This is a genomic window from Syntrophorhabdaceae bacterium, from assembly GCA_028698615.1.
In the GTDB taxonomy this organism is placed as follows: domain Bacteria; phylum Desulfobacterota; class Syntrophorhabdia; order Syntrophorhabdales; family Syntrophorhabdaceae; genus Delta-02.
On record JAQVWF010000001.1, the window covers coordinates 149,070 to 167,046 of the forward strand.

Consider the following 17,977-nt stretch of genomic DNA (forward strand, 5'->3'; position numbering starts at 1 on the left):
GACATTAGCACTTTTATGGACTACGAGACCACAATAGGACTGCGGTACCTGCGGTCCAAGCGCAAGGAAGCGTTCATCTCCTTTACGACGTGGATATCCGTGGCAGGCATCGCCATCGGGGTCATGGCCATCATCGTGGTCATCGCCGTTATGACCGGTTTTCAGGATGAGATCAGGGCGCGCATCCTCGGCATCAATCCCCATATCCTCATTCTCGACGTCAACGGCGAGATACGCAATCCAGCCGAGGTTGTGGGAAAGGTCAAAAAGGTGGACGGTGTCCTCGAGGCCTTTCCTTTCACGGCATTTCAGGCAATGGTGCAGAACGGAAAACAATTCTCCGGTGTCGCCGTGAAGGGGATAGACCCGAAGGACGCGAAGTTCATGTCGAAGCTGGTGAAGGAAGGCTCCATTGACGTGTTGCAGAGAAAAGGCAGCGTTCTCATCGGGAAGGAATTGGCGAAGCACCTCGGGCTCTTCGTGGGCGACAGCTTCACCATCATGGTCCCATTCGGCGGTTTTTCACCCATGGGTTCCATGCCGGAGACGGTGAGGGCCCGCGTGGGCGCCATATTTGAAACGGGAATGTACGAGATCGACAACACCCTTGTCGTCATGCCCCTTGCAGACGTGGAATCCGCCATGGGGGTGGGGGCCACCGGCATCGAGATCAAGCTCACCGACGAATACCGGGCGGGCGATCTCAAGTGGACGATCCTCAAGGAACTGGGACGGGACTATTTCGCGAGGACATGGATGGAAATGAACCGCAACCTTTTTTCGGCCCTCAAGCTTGAGAAACTGGCGATGTTCATCATCCTCGCCCTTATCATCCTCGTGGCGAGCTTCAACATCATCAGCTCCCTTATCATGACCGTCATGGAGAAGAAGAAGGACATCGCCATACTGAAATCCATCGGCGCGAGGAAGCGGAGCATCATGAAGATCTTCATGATGGAAGGCATCACCATAGGCGTCGTCGGCGCCCTTTTCGGCTCCGTGACCGGCTATCTCCTCTGCTGGATCATCAAGAGCACGAAGCTCATCCGGCTTCCCGAGGATGTCTACTACATAACCACGCTGCCTGCGAAGATCAGCATCGTCGATGTGGCCCTCATAGCTCTCGTCACAACCGTCATATGCGTCCTTTCAACCATCTACCCCTCCTACAAGGCGGCCAAGATCGACCCCGTGGAGGCCCTGCGCTATGAGTGATCATATCATTGAGGTCTCGGGGCTGAAAAGATCCTTCCACAAGGATGGTGTCGTCATCGACGTCCTCAAGGGCGTGGACTTCACTGCGGATAAAGGTGAGTTCATCACCATCATGGGGCCGTCCGGCGCCGGCAAGACCACCTTTCTCCATATCATCGGCACCCTCGATAAACCGACGGAGGGCAAGGTCCTCTTCGACGGCCAGGACATCATGACATTCAGCGAGGACGAAGAAAGCCGTTTCCGCAACGAAAAGGTGGGGTTCATCTTCCAGTTCTACCACCTTCTCCAGGATTTCAACGTCATAGAGAACATCATGATGCCGCTTCTCATCAGGCGCGTGAAACCGGCTCAGGCGAAGGCGAAGGCAATGGCCTTCCTGGAGACGGTGGAGCTGACGCACAGGCGTACCCACAAACCGGGCGAACTCTCCGGCGGCGAACAGCAGCGCGTCGCAATCGCCCGCGCGCTCATCAACGAGCCCCGGGTGATCCTCGCCGACGAACCCACAGGCAACTTGGACAGGAAAACAGGCCGCGAGGTCCTGCACCAGATCCTCAACATCCAGAAAAACCTTTCGGCAACCCTCATCCTCGTAACCCACGACCCCGAGATCGGAGCGGTGGGTGAACGCAGGCTCACGATGGTAGACGGAGAATTCGTCACCGATCATCCCTGAGAAGATAGTTTCAGGTCTTTTGTCTTCTTCCTTCCCTTGGAACCTGAAAGGATTTCTAAAAGTGCACCAGCGGCGGTTTGCCTATGGGGTACACGTTGAAGCCGATCTCGTGCAGTTGTCTGTGGTTGAGGATGTTGCGGCCGTCGAAGATGAAGGCGGGTTTCGCCATAGAATCGTAGATGCGCTTGTAGTCGACTTCTGTGTAGAGCTTCCACTCCGTCATGACGGCGATGGCGTCGCAGCCCAGGGCGGCCTTGTAGGGGTCGGGCTCGTAGGTTATCCCTTCCAGGTCGCCGAGGTCGATCTTTGCGTTGTCGAGGGCCTTGGGGTCGGTGATAATGAGCTCTGCCTTTTCTTCGACGAGCCTTCTTGCGATGGTGAATGCCGGGGTTTCCCGGGTGTCGCCGGTATCGGCCTTGAAGGCGAAGCCGAAGAGGCAGATCCGCTTTCCCGCCAGGGTGTTGAACATGGCGTTGAGGATGCCGAGGATGAAGCGCTCCTTCTGATATTCATTGATATCGACGACGCTCTCCCAATAGTCGGCGACGGCGTCGAGGCCGTAGTTTCTGCATATATAGGCGAGGTTGAGAATGTCCTTCTGGAAGCAGGAACCGCCGAATCCCACGCTTGCATTGAGGAACTTTGCTCCCAGGCGGCTGTCGAGGCCGATGGCCCTCGACACCTCGGCCACGTCGGCCTCCGTCTTTTCGCATAGCGCCGAGACGGCGTTTATGGATGATATCCTCTGGGCGAGGAAAGCATTGGCGACAAGTTTTGAAAGCTCGCTGCTCCAGATGTTGCTTTCGAGGATCTTCTCTCGCGGCACCCAGTTGAGGTAGATATCGACGAGGGCCTTACGTGCCTCTATGCCGCTTGGTGTCTCCCGGGAACCTATGAGGACGCGATCAGGGAACTCAAGGTCGCGTATGGCCGTTCCTTCCGCCAGGAACTCCGGGTTAGAGAGGACATCGAAACGGACATTGCCGTCCTTGGATGTAAGGATCCGTTCCATGGCGAGGGCTGTTTTGACGGGAATGGTGCATTTCTCGACGACTATCTTTGGCGAATCCGAGGCCTCCCTTATCTGCCGCGCCGTTTTCTCCCAGTACTGAAGGTCCGCCGCCTTGCCTGCCCCGGCGCCGAAGGTTTTCGTGGGGGTATTCACGCCGACGAAGATGATCTCCGATTCCCTGATGCCTTTGTCGATGTCGGTCTCAAAGAAGAGATTCTGTCCTCGCGTCGCCCTGATGATCTCATCGAGACCCGGTTCATATACGGGCAGATCGTCGGAATTCCAGCGCGCTATCTTCTCGTGGTTGATATCGACCACGGTGACCCTGCAATGGGGGCATTTATAGGCGATCATGGCCATGGTTGGCCCGCCGACATAACCTGCGCCGATACACAGAATGTTCTTACGCTCCAAAGATATCCTCCATCGAGTGATTTTGACCATTCTACCATAAACACCACCTTGCGGGAAAGAAAGACTGTGCGTCGCGCAAACGGGCATACGGGGTAACAACCATGGACGGGAAGACGAGTTTGCCCCAGGTTGGGCGGCTCGGTCATGGACCGATATTTATCACGGCGGCACCGCTGCGGCGAATTCAATTGAAAATTGTCAATAAAATTGCTACATAATAAGGGTCATGCAGAACCATAACCACATTCCAACCGGACAATCCGGTCAGATACATGCAATAGGTGTATTCAAAGGACCTTTTTTTCTGACACCACCTTGAAGTAATCCAGCCATCAAGAATTTGGGGTTGCAGAATCCGGTCGCCGATCTTCTGCTTGAATAGTGCAGTCTATCTTTTATGGGCCGGCCACATTGTTAAAATAGTGAGAGGTGCAGTATGGAAATCGCCGTCGATATATCACCAGGGAATGGATCTCATCAGGCACAGATAGAGCGCCGTCGCACCTTCGGCATTATAAGCCACCCTGACGCGGGGAAAACCACCCTTACCGAAAAACTTCTGCTCTTTGGCGGGGCCATCCAAATGGCCGGATCCGTCAAGGCACGCAAGACCGGTCTCCATACCACCAGCGACTGGATGGCCATCGAGCAGGAGCGCGGCATTTCAGTCACGAGTTCGGTTATGAAGTTCAATTACCGGGATTACGAGATCAACCTGCTCGACACGCCGGGCCACCAGGATTTCTCCGAGGACACCTACCGGGTGTTGACCGCTGTTGACAGTGCGGTAATGGTCATTGACAGCGTCAAGGGGGTCGAACCCCAAACGCGTAAGCTCATGGAGGTCTGCCGGATGCGCAACACCCCGATCCTGACCTTCATCAATAAGCTCGATCGCGAAGGCATGCCGCCGCTGGATATCCTGGCCGACATCGAAGACACCCTGCAGATCGAGTGCGCACCCGTTTCCTGGCCCATTGGCACGGGTAAGAGCTTCAAGGGTACGTATAACCTTTACCGAAAAGAACTGACCCTCTTTACGCCCGGTCAGAGCTGCCTGACCGATGACATGGTGACCCTCCACGATATCAAAGATCCTTTGCTCGATGAAGCATTGGGGAGTCAGGCAGATGAATTGCGCGAGAACGTGGCTTTGCTGGAGGGGGCGGCAAGCCCCTTCAACCTGCGGGATTTTCTCAAAGGCAGCCAGACACCGGTCTTTTTCGGGAGCGCGATCAACAATTTCGGTGTGCGGGAGCTGCTCGACACCTTCGTGGAGGTCGCCCCTGCTCCGCTGCCGCGACAAACCACCACACGAATGGTATCGCCCGAGGAGGATGCATTTTCAGGTTTTGTATTCAAAATACAGGCCAATATGGATCCGGCGCATCGCGACCGCATCGCCTTTTTGCGCGTATGTTCCGGTTGTTTTTCGCGGGGCATGCGGGTTCGCCATCACCGCATCGGCAAGGATATGCTGATTTCAAATCCCATCATATTCATGGCCCGGGAGAGGGAGGTCGTCGAAAAGGCCTGGCCGGGGGACATAATCGGCATTCACAACCATGGCACGATCAAGATCGGCGACACGTTTTCCGAGAAAGAGCCTCTCAAGTACACGGGTATCCCCAATTTTGCCCCGGAACATTTCCGTCGGGTACGGCTGAAAACAGCCCTGAAAGCGAAACAGCTCCAGAAAGGCCTGGTACAACTCGCCGAAGAGGGAGCAGTGCAGTTGTTCCGACCCGTCATGGAAAACGCTTTTATCCTTGGGGCTGTGGGCGTTCTCCAGTTCGATGTGGCAATTGCCAGGCTCAAGGCCGAATATGGTGTCGACGCCTCCTACGAAACAGTTGGTTACGTTGCCGCCCGTTGGGTGGACAGCGATGATAAGAAAAGACTGGAGACTTTTGAAAAGATGAATCGGACCAGTCTGGCCCTTGATCTGGATGGTAATCTGACATATCTGGCGGCCAGCGAATGGCGGCTCGAACGTGTGATGAAAGAGTGGCCGGAGATCGCTTTTATGAAAACCCGTGAACACGACTAGGTTCCTGTTTGTAACCGCCGCGCCAGTCAGGTTCTTCCTTGCTTCGTATGTCCGCAAGCTCCTCTGCCCCTATGCGCCTTCGCGCCCGTCGCAAGGCTGTCTATCGCCCCGAAATCACTGCGATGGGGAAGTCCGCCACCGTGGTGGGTTTCGCCGTCGTCGGGGTTTGCCTGCCTTTTGTCAGCTCCTTCACCCGCTCGGATAAGTACAGGTCGAGCATGTTGATGGTGATCCTGCCTTTGCCGATGAAATCGGCCTTGCCGCCTATCCCTTCCACGAGGGCCCTGGTGAATGCGCCGTTGCCCCATGAGGCGTCCTCTATGGAGAATTGACGGCCCGATGATGAGCTGAAGACGACGGCCCCGTTCTCGGCGCTCGCCAGTTCGTTGACGAGTGCGTTGATGTCGGCGACGGCGCGCCGTGAACCCATGATGTTGCCTGAATGGCAGGTGTCCACGAAGAGGATCGTCTTGCCGGCGAGGGAGATGACGGTGTTCTTTATGTCGGAGAAGGCCAGCCCCGTGCGTTTGAGCCGGTCGAGGTCCGTGTTGACGGGCAGGAAGTAGTATATGCCGTTGGGGTCGTTCATTCCGTGTCCGGCGAGGAAGACCATCGCCACGTCCTTGCTCGTCGTCTCTTTGGTTATCCAGTCAAGGCCGTCGAGGATCTCATCCTTCGTTGCTTTTTCATCGGTGAGCCTCTTGATGACGATATCCCGGTAGAGCTCCCCTTTCTGACGGGACATGATGCTGGCAAAATCATCTGCGTCCTTGGCCGCGAAACCAAGCTCCAGCTCCTTGTCCCGGTAGTTGGAGACGCCGATGGCGAGTATGTAAAGTTTGGGTTTGATGACAAAGTCGCCGCGTTTCCCCGTCGAGGCCGCGATGTTAACAGCGGCGGCATTCGGGGGAGCCGGCTCCTTGGATGTCCCGACGCTGTGCTCCATCTTCTTTTGCGCCTTTTCATAGTGCGCCGTTGTGGGCACTGGCGCAGCATTCGCCGCGATGACCGGCCCCCGCCATTTCAGGCGCACAGTGGAAGGCTCGCTGACAGCGTTCTTGTTGGATGCGAAGACGGAAACCTCCGAATCCTTTTCGGGTATTCGGACCGCCATATCCCTCACTTCTTCACCCTGTGCCCCCATTCCCCGCATGCCTTGAGCGGGCCTGCCGTCGACGAGGACCCTGATGCCGGTAACGGGGTCGCCCGACGGCGAACGAACCGTGAATGTGATGTTGACGTCCCTGTCCTTGACCTCGGCCCCGTCCTTTGGATGGATGATGGAGACCACGGGGGGCAATACCTTTTCGACGGGTACGTCCTGTGTTGCGCGGCCGGATTCCCTGTCGGCGATCCGGAGGGCTTTCTTTTCATCTCCCAGTTCCAGGGTTCCGGCCACGACGTCCGGCCTGTAGTATGTTGATCTGAAACGGGAGACGGGAAAGAAATCGGCCGCAACCGCGCCGGTGCGATTGATGTGCCAGCCGATGAGCTCTTCGGCCCCCGGTGCGGCATCATAGTAGCCGGAACGGGTCCAGACGACCCAGCGCTTCATGTCGACGGCGGGGAAAAGGGTGAGAAGAGGCTTGCCGTCATCTATGCTGTGCCAGTGGATGGTGCCGTCCGACGATGCGGCAACGACGGTGCGCCCGCCGGGAGGGATGTTCACGCCGCGCATCCCGGGAAAGGGCTGCCGCCAGATCTGAGATCCCTTCAGGTCGAAAAGATATATCCCGAAGTTTGTGCCGAGAACGAAGCCTTTGCCGTTCGCCGCCACTGCCGCCGCCACGGAGTACTCCCCCCGGCGAAGCTTTATGGGCCTGCCGTTAAGCTTTGGCGATCCAGATGCATGCCAGTCTGTGATACGGATGGCCCCTGTGCCGGGGTCTGACTTGAAAAGCTCCACGGCGGCGTAGCCGGCCCCGCTTATCTCGTCGATGCGCCTGTCGGAAAGGGAAAAGCGGACCTTTCTCTTGCGGTCTCCAAGCCCGTTGAATTGGACCACGGTGCCGTCCGCCGAGACAAGAAGACCCCCATCATTCGTGAACCAGAACGTCGCCGCATCCTTGTAGAGAACGACATCCCCGCTGGTGTTCACGATTCCGATGGCGGGCTCCTGGTTAGCAAAAGCGACAGAGCCGTCCCGCAAAGCAAGAATGGCGGTTGTCGTGCTCCTTGTCGAGCGCCTGGAGCCGCGCTGTGCTGCCATCTCCTCCATGCGTGCCGCGCCTCCTCCCTCGCCGAAGCGCGCCAGGACGAAGGGCCCATTCCTGCCCCCGTTCGAGGCGTAAAGGTATCTCCCGTCGACAGACCATGTGACGCAAAGGACCATCTCACCGGGCAGTGTCTGCGACGTAAGCGGTGAAAGATCGTTGGCCGACAGGATGTCGATATGCGGGGAGTCATAGAAGCTGACGGCAACCCGGGAGCCGTCGGGACTGAACCGGACCGACGAGGGTATCTTTCCGCCGGGTAGAGGCGCTTTGCGGATCATGGTGAAGGAACTGTCATAGAGGCGGATGAAGCCGTCGAAGGACACCGTGACGAGGCGTCCCGACCAATCGAAATCGGCGCCGCTCGATATGCCTTCGTATCGCCCGTCCGAGACGGCCGCCGGCGTGAAACCAGGTACCTTGTAGACCTCAATCCCCGCCTTTCCCATGAGGGCGGCAACGAGGAACCTGCCGTCCTTTGAGAAGGAAAGGTGAAGTATGGGTTCTTTAAGCCCGCCGATGACGTCGGTCACCCTGCCCGTTTCCCTGCTGAAGATGTAGATGTTGTATCCGTCGCGGCTCCGTGTCATGCCGCCGCAGGCAACTGCGGCGCCATCGGGGGAGATGGCGGCTGCGCGTATAACGCCGGAATTGCCGTACCCGATGGGGGGTCTTAAGACCTTGAGCGCTTTCCCCGACGGCAGGTCCCAGAGACGCACCGTCTTGTCTTCGCCGCCTGTTACAAGGAAGCGGTTCCTCCGGTCGCTGTCCATCTTGAAGACGCGCGCCGTATGGCCGCCTGTTTCGATGCGAAGGACCGGTCCCGACGCGAGGTTGTCCTCCGCGGAAGACAACTGCGGCAAAAGAAGAAAAAGGGTCGCCGCTATGAGAATTCCCTTGATGGTATGGCTTGTCTTCATCGTTAGCCCCTGCTGCAGCATATGTTATATCATGTTCGCACAGAAATGGTAAGGGCGCGCAGATTCTTTGCAAAAAGGTCGTGCACGTTGGAGGGCTGGTGTATAATAGGGGAAATCTTTCGGGGAAGGGCACAGGTGAAATATCGCAGGCATCACGTCGTTACGGTCTTGATAACGGTCCTCGCGGTGCTTCTTTGCCTCGGTGTTTACGGGATAGGCCTGCAAAGGGGCCTGGAACACAAGGCCTATGATAAGCGCGTACAACTTGCCGCGGTCCTCGGTTTGGGAAATGATCGTCCCAGCGGACAGGTGATCATCGTCGGCATCGACGAGAGGTCCATCATCAGAGAAAAACCCCTCCTTTTCATCTACGACGACATCGGCCGGTTTCTGCGGCGCATGGATGAATATGGCGCGGCGACGGTCGGCCTCGACGTGATCCTTGTCCACAAGCAAAGCGACAAGCTCAAAGACGCCGCCTCCGCGTTCATGGCCGATAGTGGCGAAGAGGCGCGGGCCGCGGTTGGCCGGACCATGGAAGAGGTGGGGGAGAAACTGGACCGGTCGGCGCTGGGACCTATCATGGATGTGTCGGAGCGTATGAATATCGTACAGGTCGTCCATGGGGACATGGTTCCCTTCTATTACGGGGTGAGCCCATTCATCAAGAACATGACCGTTGCCGATGCTTCCCTCACGGACGGCGACCTCGGCCGAAACGACGGGGTCATCCGGGAGCAGGCTCTCTATGGCGGTGATAAGCCCACCTTCGCATCCGTCCTCTACCAGCTGTCCGCGGGACGGCAATACGGGGGGAGCCGGGTCTTTCTGAACTACGCGCTGGCTGACGCCCTCCCTTTTTATTCTCTTGATGATGTCATGGGAGGCAGGGTCGACCGTCAGGTTTTTGCGGGGAAGACGATCATCCTCGGTTATATCAGCGGATACGAGGACATCCATGCAACGCCCCTCATGCGGGACGTGCTTCCCCTGCGCACAACAGGGCAGGAACCGCCGCCCCTTCGCGCAAGCGGCAGGATGCCCGGACCGCTCATTCACGGCGTCATAACGGAGACCATGCTGACCGGCACGTCTCTCAGGGAGGCGCCGCCAGCCTTGAATATCGCCATCCTTGTTGTTCTCGGCGTCATGTCGCTCGCCGCCATATCCCTGATGAGGCCCTTTCCCGCCGCCGCCGCCCTCGCCGCCCTCGCCGCCCTCCTCTGCGTCGTCAACCTCCTTCTCTTTGCCGCGGGGACCTACTTCCATCTCTTTCCCCAGGTGATGGCCCCCTTCGCTGTCGCCATTCTCGTCTATCCCTACCGGTATCTTGTCGAGGAAAGGACGCGACGGAAGGTCCAGAAGGTCTTCGGCTATTATGTGGACAAGAACGTCCTCGACAGGCTCCTTGAAACGGACAGCGAAGCACTCCTCGTCGGCGAGGCCCGCAATGTCTGCATCCTTTTTCTCGATATCCGTAATTTCACGGTCCTCTCGACCAAAACAGAGGCGCGCGAGGTGGTGAGGTTCCTCAATTTTTTCTTCGGAGCCGTCACGGAGGCAATACAGAAACATACCGGTTTTGTGAACAAGTTCATCGGTGATGGCATGCTCGCCTTTTTCATGACGGGAGAAAACCCCGCCGCCGATGCGGTCTCGGCGGCCCGGGATATCCTCGAGCAAACGAAGAGGCTTAATGATGAAGGCCGGTTCAGGGAATTCATCAGCGACTGGCACGTCGCTGTCGGGATCGGCATAGACTACGGCGAGGTCATTCTCGGCAACATAGGCTCCGAGAGAAAGATGGACTTTACCATCATCGGCGAGCACGTCAACATCGCCTCCCGCATCGAGGGGTTGACCAGGGAGGCCGGAGGCGGCCTTCTCGTGAGCAGCGATGCGCGCGCCGCCGCGGGGGACGCCTTCCCCTGGCAAGACGCGGGAGAATGTGCCGTCAGGGGAGTTGACCGCCCCATTTCCCTTTACACCGTCGGGAAGACGTGATGTGATGTTGATGCATGGAGGAATATGCGAGGCGATCTTTTCCAACGGGAGGAGAATGATATGAGAAAGATATGTATGGCCCTTCTTTTCATCCTTTGCGGGGCCGCTGTTGTCCTCACAGCCTGCCCGGCCGGCGCCGCCGGGCAGGCCGGGTATATCTTCGACATCCAGGGAAATGCACAGCTCAGGGATTCCGAGGGAAAGACCATCACCCTCAAGCGGAGCGAGCATATCCTCTATGCCGTCAAGGAAGGTGACAGGATAAAGGTGGAAAAGGGCAGGGTGGTCGTTGCATCCCTCAAGGAAAGCAAGGGCTATGAGATCTGCGACAACTCTGAAGGGATGGCGAAACTGGGCAAGGTTGTGGCTGTCAGGGGAAAGGTCTCCGAGCTGAAGGGTCTTTACGCCCCGGGGAAGACATCCGCTGGATCCATGGGCGGTTTTGTCGTGCGCAGTGTTCGGCCATGCATCAAGGCCCTGTCGCCGGTGAGTACCACCATAATCGATCCGGCCCCGACGCTTGTCTGGGAGAACAGATGTCCCGGCGACAAGAAGGTGACCGTAAAGATCATCTCCGGCGCCACCGTTCTTTTCAGCGCCGAGAGCGAGGGCAGTTTGCTCAGGGTTCCCGACAAGGTGCTGGCCTACGGCAATGAATACCGCTGGATCGTGGATTCCGGCAAGGTGAACAATGTCTCGGGAGGTGTTTTTTCCCTGCCGTCACAGGCACAGGCACGGGAACTCGACCAGAAGATAGCCGCTTTCAAGGATCGCAAAGAGGACCTTTCCTTCAGGCTCTCCTACGTGTTCTTTCTTGTCGACAACAACCTGAATGACCTCGCGCGAGCGGAGGTCAACGCCCTCAAGACCGAATTTCCCGACAACGAATATCTGAAGAAGATGGAGGACAGTATCAGGTAGGTGACGATGCCGCTCCATCTTGCCTGACAGGAAGAACGTGATCCTTATCAATCCCCCGGTAGCGAAACCCTGTGAACCTCCCGCGGGCCTGGCCAGGCTGGCCGGTGCCCTCGTTGAAGCGGGCCACCGGTGCAGGGTCCTTGACATGAACATCGAAGGGATGCTCTGGCTTCTGGCCAGGGCGGGTCCCGCTGGCGACACATGGTCGCTGAGGGCCGCACGGAACCTCTCGCGAAACCTGGACGCCCTCCGGGACGAGAGAACGTACCGCAATTTCGACCGCTACAAAAGGTGTGTCAACGACGTCAACCGGCTATTTTCCTCCGGCGCAGCCGAAGGCACGAGGCTCAGTTTTTCCGATTACGAGGACAGGCGCCTGAAGCCGCTCAGAAGCGAGGACCTCATGGAAGCCGCGCGTCATCCTGAGGAGAGTCCCTTCTACGGTCATTTCTCGGGGCGTCTCCGGGAGGAATTCGAGGGCGATAAGGGGAGGTTTGCCGGATTCTCGCTCACATACCTCAGTCAGGCGCTTGCCGCTTTTGCGATGATGGGTTTTGTGAGAGATGAGTTCCCGGAGGTGAAGATAATCCTCGGCGGAGGGCTGGTGACATCATGGATGAGCGCACCGGCATGGGAAAATTGTTTCGTCGGGCTTGTCGATCGTGTTGTGAAGGGCCCCGGAGAGGATTTCCTCCTCGGGCTTCTCGGGTCGCCGCCAGGGGCGGGGGGCAGAAAGATATCCTCGTCCTATGTATACGATGTGTTTCCCATGAACGACTACCTGTCGCCGGGTTTGATCATGCCCTACAGTACGTCGACGGGGTGCTACTGGGGCAAATGCAGTTTTTGCCCGGAGACGGCCGAGGGCAACAGGTACGTACAGCTCGGGCCGGCAGAAGCCGCGGCCGGGATTGCGCGGCTCGCAGCGAAATATCGCCCCTCCCTGGTGCACATCGTCGATAACGCGGTGAGCCCTTCCGTCCTCAGGGCGGTTGCAAATGAACCGCCAGGTGTCCCCTGGTACGGTTTTGCCCGGGTGACCGATGAACTGACGGAAAAGGGGTTCTGTGCCGGCTTGAAACGTTCCGGCTGCGTCATGCTCAAGCTTGGCGTCGAATCGGGCGATCAGGATGTCCTCGACGGCATGCAAAAGGGTATCACGGTCGCCGACGTTTCGAAGGCCCTGAAGGCGCTTTCAGCGGCGGGCATCTGCACCTACGTCTACCTCCTGTTCGGGACGCCCGGGGAGGATGAGGACGCCGCGCGGAAGACGATGGATTTTGTCGTGGAGCACCATGAGTTCATCGGTTTTCTGAACCTCGCCGTCTTCAACCTTCCCCACGGAAGCCCCGATGCCTCCGGTCTCGACGCGAAGCCGTTCTACGGCGGGGATCTCTCGTTCTACACGGACTTTGTCCATCCCAGGGGATGGGACCGCAAAAAGGTGAGGCGTTTCCTCGACAGGGAATTCACGCGGCATCCGGCAATAAGGGAGATCATAAAACGGCAGCCGCCTTACTTCACATCAAACCACGCACCATTGTTCGCCGACACTTTTTGTTGATTTTAGCATCTGCGGCTATTAATATGAGGTGACATGAAAAACATCCTCAAGCGGACAATGCGTCACCACCTGGCACTCGTCGGGCTCATTATCCTTATACCCATGTTCTTCTGCGCGATCTTTGCGCCCCTCATCGCTCCCCATGACCCCCTCGAGCCGGATATCAAGAACATCCTTTCGTCACCCAGCTTCTCCCATCCCTTCGGTACGGACACACTGGGGAGGGATGTCCTCTCGCGGGTGCTTTACGGGACGCGGATATCTCTCCTCGTGGGATTCGTTTCCGTCGGCATAGCCATTCTCATCGGGCTGATCCTGGGCGCAATATCGGGTTACTTCGGAGGGATGGTCGATGAAGGGATCATGCGCTTTGTTGACCTCATGATGTGTTTTCCGACGTTCTTCCTCATCCTTGCCGTCATCGCCATCCTGGAGCCGAGCATCTGGAACATCATGATCGTCATAGGCCTTACGAGCTGGATGGGCACAGCGCGGCTTGTACGGGCGGAGATATTGAGCATCAGGAGCAAGGAATACGTCATGGCGGCAAAGGCACAGGGTTTCAATTCCCTGCGGATCATCTTCCGCCATGTTTTGCCCAACGCTGTGACCCCCGTCTATGTGGTGGCCACCCTCGGCATCGGCGGGGCCATTCTGACGGAATCGGCGCTCTCTTTCCTCGGCATAGGTGTCCAGCCTCCCACGCCAAGCTGGGGCAACATCCTCACCCAGGCCAAGGACAACATAGAGGTCGCATGGTGGCTCTCCGTCTATCCCGGCCTTGCCATATTTCTCACTGTCATGGGGTACAACCTCCTGGGCGAGGGCCTGAGGGACGTCTTTGACCCAAGGAGGAAAGGGGCCTGAGACGTGAAACGGTCTTTACCTCAGTCCGTCCTCGCACTTTGCCTCGTCTTTCTTGAGGCCGCCTATGCGGGCATGGGGTCTGCCGCCGTCGGCTACGGCTACGGCCAGCAGGATCTCATCGGACCTTGGCGAGTCACTCACGGAAACGGTCATCGCGTCGAAATGGGACCTGACGAAGGCCGCATCCTTGAAATGAAGAGGGATGTCTATCGTGTCGCCCATCTTGCCCATTTTTTTGGCAGAGGGGATGATCGATTTGCCTCCGCCGACGGCGTTGCGCAGCGGGGTGCCGAGCTTGGGGTGGAGGAGCGCAGCTGCGTGTTCCAGCTCGCCCTTTTCTCCCACGATGGCGGCCTTCCCGTAGCTCTCGGGCTTTCTATCCGGGCCGAGGGCCTCGACGGCCCGCTCTGATATCACCTTGCCTATCTCGTCGCTGAAATCGATGAGGGGCGTCAGGTCATCCTGAAATGTCCCCGCATAGGGGTTCTTGATAACGGCGATACAGGCGGCCTTCCTGATCGGCTTCGCGGCCTTCTTTTCTCCGTCAGCCAGCATGTCCTCAACAATGGTAATGATCTTCCTGATTTCCATCCTGCACCTCCAGGGTTATAGATTTAGTTTTGTTGCCATTGACGGTCGTAGCGATACCTTCCTTCAGCGCTATGGCTGCGTATTCTATAATTGTGCGTTCCCTCAGGGCGTTAGCCGCGGTGAGACCGCATCCGAGAGCACGGGCTACAAGCTCAGGGCTCAGGGAGCCGACGGCCACGGTCACGTCTTCCTCCGGTATGTCCGTCCCGGGATCGATAAGGCGCGCCTTTTCCCGTACGGCCAGATCGGTCTCGACATTGGTACGGTTGCAGATGTGCGTCGCCGCGGCATCGGCAAGTACCGCCGTTTTCGCCACGGCGGTCACGGTGTCGGCCAGGCCGAGGGTCAGGCTCCTGCCGCCGAAGCCGCTCGTTGCCATTCCGAGATCATGTACGCCGTCCAGTATCATGACATAGGGGGTTGGTTTTCCGCTGATAATATTGCCGATGCCGACTCGCAGGGGTCGTCCGGTTTTGTTGAAAAGAGACAGATCTCCGCCATTGTTCACGGTCAGGAGATCAAGGTCTTGCATCGCGAAATGTTCCTTGACCATATCCGCAACCGCGCCGGCAACAGCCGCCATTGGTGTCAGATTGTTCTCATCTACGAGCTTCACGGCTTCGGTCATTCGTTTTGCCACCTCAGGCAGATGGGATACATTTTTGATTCTGTATGCTTTTTGTCTCAAGATCGGCAGGCATTCCCGTATATCTCTGAGAATGCTCCGGACCAATTCTTCTATTTCTTCCCGAAGGAAAAGAAAAGGCACGCCGCGCTTTTCGCCCGTTATCACAAGGCTGGCGGGACCGACCTCGACGTACATGACCTTACTGGCGACCCCCGTCTTTCTTCGTGAGCGCCTCTTTTACCGGCCGGACCGCTTCGATATGACCCCCGATCTCCTTGAAGGTGTCGAGTGTCATGGTATATTCCACGGGCAGTATGAACGAAGGGGTCGGTGAAAGGTAGATGCTGCCGTGCTTTATCTTCTCCACATCGACGAGGAAATTTATGCCTCCCCCGGGGAATATGAAGGGCCTCGCGCCGCCGACGGTGACGGATACCTTGCCCTCGTGGACCGCCCGCGTCAACCTGATGGGGTTCTTCGTCACGCCGGCGCGCGCCGAGCCGCCGACGCCTGCCGCGAATACCGCGCTCACGCGCGACAGCTCACAGGAATCCTTGAGGACGTCCAGAAATCTGGCGGCCTCCGGAGTCTGCGCATCCTCGACGAACCTGTCCTTTTTCCAGCGGTAGAATGCGGATTTTCTTCCTGTCGTCTCCGTGATGAGGAGCGTCATGCCGTCAAAGCACCTGTCTTTGTCGATGTCCGCTACGGCGTCCAGGGGGTTCACTATGTCCGTTCCTCCCCAGCCGCTGCCCTTATTGAGAAAGTATCGTCCCTCGGTGCTTTTTTGTCCCCTCAGTTGTATGGGGGAACGGGGTTTGTTGAGATATCTTCCCGACGGATGCTCGCTGAAAAGGCCCGTGATGTGGCCATCGAGGACGATCACCTCGTCGGCGGCCTCGAACATGTAAGGTGCGAAGAGCCCCGTTGTTGCGCTTCCGCAGCCGACACGCATCCGTTCTTCCACGACGCCGCCGATCTCGGGCTCCTTGCCGAGGGCAAGCTCCAGCTTCGTCCCGTCCTCGACCTCGACCTTTATTTTCTTGCCCTGAAGAAACTCGTGGAGGACCTTTGCAGCGAAGAGCCCATCCTTCGAGGTGAGGATGTTCACGCCGCCGAGGGAGAGTATCTTTGATCCATACTCCTCGGTGCACAGGTGACCGACGTGGCGTTTGCCCTTTCTGCGGACGTAGATCTTCTTGCCTTCCTCTCCCACGTGGAGATCGGTATCGACCTTCAGCTTCACGCCGCTGTAGCTCAAGGGGGCCTCGGTGACGACTGTGACGATGTCGATGCCGTCCTTCACGCCGCTGACGATGAAAGGGGAGGGCCTGAAATCGGGGTACGTGGTGCCCGAGCCGATCCCGGTGATGAGCGGTGTGCCGATGGGCCCGGCGCCGGTCCCTTCGCGCACCAGGTCCACCACCTCTTCATAGGAGTGGACCCGGCCGTGTCGGATGATCTCCCCTTTTTCGTTGAAATATCTCATGCAGGCGCCATGGGCGCCCTCGGGGATCCTGCACATGATGGGGCATGAGGTGCACATGGGCTGATCGGCGGATGTTTCAGGGATCAACGCGCCCTCGGGGCATACCTTCAGGCAGGTCTTGCACTCGACGCAACCGGCACCGATCCGCGCCTTTCTGTCCTTCAGGGTTATCAGGCTGAGGGGACACACCTCTTCGCAGAGCCCGCAACCTTTGCATTTATCGATATCGATCTTCATCTGAAACCCCCGGGTTGACCCTCTACAAGGTTTTTCTGACGGACGGCGGAGTGTTCCTGCTGACCTGTGCCTTCACCACTCCGTCGATGATCACCATCGCAACGCCGGGTATGTCGCCCAGTTCTATGGCCGCCTTCGCATCCTTGCCGGCTGAACCCATGGGCGCATCGATTATCTGCAGGTCCCCGTCGAAGCCGGGCTGCAGGATGCCGTGGGAGAGCCCGAAGACGCCCTTTGTGTTGCCCGTGGCAAAGCAGACCGCTGTTTCAGCCGGGATGTCGCACAGGGCCGACATGAAATTGACCATCCGCCATATCCCGAGAGGTATGACCCCTGTTCCTGAAGGGGCGTCGTTGCCGATGATCAGTCTTTTCAATATCCCTTTCTCCTTCATGAACCTGCCGATCTCAAGAGCCGACAACGGGTTGCCGCAGTGCACCACCTCTATGGCGCATTCCGTCTTTTCAATGACCCGCTTTATCTCGGGTACGGGGATGCTGGTGGGTCCCCCGTTCAAATGGCAGGCTACCGTGGGCTGAGCCACGAGGACATCATCGCAGGTCACCGTGGAGCTTCCCGGAACAGATGTGCCGCCCACGTGCATGAGGACCTTCATACCATATTTCTTTGCCCAGTCGACCATCTGCCTTGCCTCATCGGCCGCCTTTATGCTCCCGAGGCCGATCTCGCCGACAAGCCAGACGCCGTCTTCGGCAAGCTCCTTGAAATCGGCTTCAACAAGACCCTTTTCGAGTATCAGGCCGCCCCCGTAGACCTTCACGCCCGCAGGTTTCAGCCTGGCGAAGGACCTCTGGGCGAGAAGAGCCAGGGCCTTGGTTCCCTTGGGATCTGTGGGTCTGCCGGGCAAGTGGACCTCGCCTGCGGAGATCATCGATGTCACGCCGCCGTGCAGGCTGCTTTCGATAAAACCGAGCTGGTTCTGACGAGGGGTGAAATCGCCGAATACAGGGTGGACATGGGAATCGATAAATCCGGGGCAGACCGTCATGCCGTTGGCATCGACCGTCTTGTCTGCTTTCAGCTCACCGCCTTCGATCGCCTTGATCTTCCCGTCCTCGATAAGGATGGAAACGGGACCGCTGACGACGGGACTTTCAATATCTCCCGTAAAGACAGCCCCAATGTTCCTGATAGTAAGCGTGCTCATACGCG

At 57.9% G+C, this 17,977-nt stretch carries 13 protein-coding genes; 7 read left to right on the forward strand and 6 right to left on the reverse strand.

Translation table 11 applies throughout. The features are described 5' to 3' along the window. Positions 1-15 precede the first annotated feature (15 nt). A complete protein-coding gene (locus PHC90_00785; GenBank protein MDD3844872.1) occupies positions 16-1,215 on the forward strand; it encodes a lipoprotein-releasing ABC transporter permease subunit in 1,200 nt (399 codons plus the stop codon). Next, the gene (locus PHC90_00790) at positions 1,208-1,894 is read left to right on the forward strand and encodes an ABC transporter ATP-binding protein (protein MDD3844873.1); all 687 of its coding nucleotides are present in this window, start codon (positions 1,208-1,210) and stop codon (positions 1,892-1,894) included. The genes PHC90_00785 and PHC90_00790 overlap by 8 nt, the downstream gene beginning before the upstream one ends. Positions 1,895-1,949: 55 nt before the next feature. On the opposite strand, the gene PHC90_00795 is transcribed toward PHC90_00790, so the two are convergent. Beyond that, positions 1,950-3,320 carry a nucleotide sugar dehydrogenase gene (locus PHC90_00795; protein MDD3844874.1) on the reverse strand — a complete coding sequence of 457 codons (1,371 nt, stop codon included), beginning with the start codon at positions 3,318-3,320 and terminating at the stop codon, positions 1,950-1,952. A gap of 436 nt (positions 3,321-3,756) precedes the next feature. Between PHC90_00795 and PHC90_00800 the strand changes: the two genes are divergently transcribed. Beyond that, entirely contained in the window at positions 3,757-5,370 is a 1,614-nt protein-coding gene (locus PHC90_00800) for a peptide chain release factor 3 (protein ID MDD3844875.1), read from the forward strand. A 100-nt stretch (positions 5,371-5,470) separates the two neighbouring features. On the opposite strand, the gene PHC90_00805 is transcribed toward PHC90_00800, so the two are convergent. Next, positions 5,471-8,503, reverse strand: a complete 3,033-nt coding sequence (locus tag PHC90_00805; GenBank protein ID MDD3844876.1) for a caspase family protein — start codon at positions 8,501-8,503, stop codon at positions 5,471-5,473. A gap of 135 nt (positions 8,504-8,638) precedes the next feature. On the opposite strand from PHC90_00805, the gene PHC90_00810 reads away from it, so the two are divergent. The 4 genes from PHC90_00810 to PHC90_00825 are packed head-to-tail and all read left to right on the forward strand — an operon-like array spanning position 8,639 to position 13,859. Further along, positions 8,639-10,507, forward strand: a complete 1,869-nt coding sequence (locus PHC90_00810) for an adenylate/guanylate cyclase domain-containing protein (protein ID MDD3844877.1) — start codon at positions 8,639-8,641, stop codon at positions 10,505-10,507. Positions 10,508-10,567: 60 nt separating this feature from the next. Next, the gene (locus tag PHC90_00815; GenBank protein ID MDD3844878.1) at positions 10,568-11,428 is read left to right on the forward strand and encodes a hypothetical protein; all 861 of its coding nucleotides are present in this window, start codon (positions 10,568-10,570) and stop codon (positions 11,426-11,428) included. A gap of 19 nt (positions 11,429-11,447) precedes the next feature. Then, positions 11,448-12,992: a radical SAM protein gene (locus PHC90_00820; GenBank protein ID MDD3844879.1), complete on the forward strand. Its 1,545-nt coding sequence runs from the start codon at positions 11,448-11,450 to the stop codon at positions 12,990-12,992. A 33-nt stretch (positions 12,993-13,025) separates the two neighbouring features. Continuing rightward, on the forward strand, positions 13,026-13,859 hold the full coding sequence (locus tag PHC90_00825; GenBank protein ID MDD3844880.1) for an ABC transporter permease: 834 nt from the start codon (positions 13,026-13,028) through the stop codon (positions 13,857-13,859). 15 nt (positions 13,860-13,874) lie between these two features. Here PHC90_00825 and PHC90_00830 read toward each other — a convergent pair whose 3' ends face one another. Genes PHC90_00830 through PHC90_00845 form a run of 4 tightly spaced genes read right to left on the reverse strand, consistent with a single transcriptional unit; the run spans position 13,875 to position 17,972 of the window. Further along, positions 13,875-14,450 carry an amino acid synthesis family protein gene (locus PHC90_00830; GenBank protein ID MDD3844881.1) on the reverse strand — a complete coding sequence of 192 codons (576 nt, stop codon included), beginning with the start codon at positions 14,448-14,450 and terminating at the stop codon, positions 13,875-13,877. After that, positions 14,419-15,273, reverse strand: coding sequence for a hypothetical protein (locus PHC90_00835; protein ID MDD3844882.1), 855 nt, complete (start codon positions 15,271-15,273; stop codon positions 14,419-14,421). Before PHC90_00835 ends, PHC90_00830 begins: the two co-directional genes overlap by 32 nt. Before the next feature lie 4 nt (positions 15,274-15,277). Further along, the gene (locus tag PHC90_00840) at positions 15,278-16,804 is read right to left on the reverse strand and encodes a 4Fe-4S dicluster domain-containing protein (GenBank protein MDD3844883.1); all 1,527 of its coding nucleotides are present in this window, start codon (positions 16,802-16,804) and stop codon (positions 15,278-15,280) included. A 22-nt stretch (positions 16,805-16,826) separates the two neighbouring features. Continuing rightward, on the reverse strand, positions 16,827-17,972 hold the full coding sequence (locus PHC90_00845) for an amidohydrolase family protein (protein MDD3844884.1): 1,146 nt from the start codon (positions 17,970-17,972) through the stop codon (positions 16,827-16,829). Positions 17,973-17,977 lie beyond the last annotated feature (5 nt).